1 protein-coding gene is annotated in these 810 nt (G+C 69.6%); it reads right to left on the bottom strand.

Features of this window, described 5'->3' with window-relative positions; all coding sequences use genetic code 11:
• Positions 1–61 precede the first annotated feature (61 nt).
• The gene (locus A5697_RS05925; protein ID WP_067949073.1) at positions 62–802 is read right to left on the bottom strand and encodes a class I SAM-dependent methyltransferase; all 741 of its coding nucleotides are present in this window, start codon (positions 800–802) and stop codon (positions 62–64) included.
• Between the last annotated feature and the right edge of the window lie 8 nt (positions 803–810).

The raw sequence follows: 810 nt of genomic DNA, 5'->3' as shown, positions 1-810 counted from the left end.
GCGCGGCGGGCACGCCCGTCGTTCGAGTCCTCGGCGTGTGCAAGGTGGCCTCCTAGTCCCGTCAGCCCGGCTTTGCGGCGGCGACGAACTGCAGCGCCCGCTGGGTCTGCTGCTCGACGTCGACCAGCCCTTCCGAGGAGAACAGGTCGACGAAGGCGTGCCGGTCGAACATGGTGAGCCCGATGACGCGGGCACCGGCGGTCATCGCATGCCGCACCGGCGGCAGGTCCGGGACGTAGCTGGTGAGGACCGCGATGCGGCCCCCGGGCTTGAGCACCCGGACCATTTCGCGTGCCACGCGGAACGGCTCGGGCGTCAGGTACAGCGCGCCGAAGCAGCACACCGCGTCGAATGTCGCGTCGGCGAACGGCAACGCGCGAGCGTCGCCGCGGACATAGCACGTGCGCGGAGTGTTGTTGTCCAGGACGGCGCGCGTCAGCATCGGCTCGGAGATGTCGAAGCCGACGGCGAGGCCGCCGTCGGGTAGCTGTTCCGCGAGCGAACCGGTGAAATTACCTGGGCCGCAGGCGACGTCGAGTAATCGTTCCGCGGCGGAAAGCCGCAATGCAGCAGCGGCGCGTCGCTGCTCGGCGCCGGTGGTGACGCCGCTGGCCGCATAGAACGCGGCCGGGCGCCACAGCCGCTCGTAGACCGTCGCGACGAGGGGACTGTTCATGGCGCGCTGCGCGAACGTCGGGGCCGGGGAACTCGTCGATTCGCCCAACACGTCGAGGAAACCGTGCCGCGCTACCGCGGCCTCGGTGAGCAGACCACGGGTCAATTCGACTGCATCCTGGCTCATTTCATCGC

The sequence above is a fragment of the Mycobacterium sp. E3251 genome (assembly GCF_001666835.1).
In the GTDB taxonomy this organism is placed as follows: Bacteria; Actinomycetota; Actinomycetes; order Mycobacteriales; family Mycobacteriaceae; genus Mycobacterium.
The sequence above is the reverse complement of the archived record's forward strand: the minus strand, read 5'-3'. Positions and strand labels throughout refer to the sequence as shown.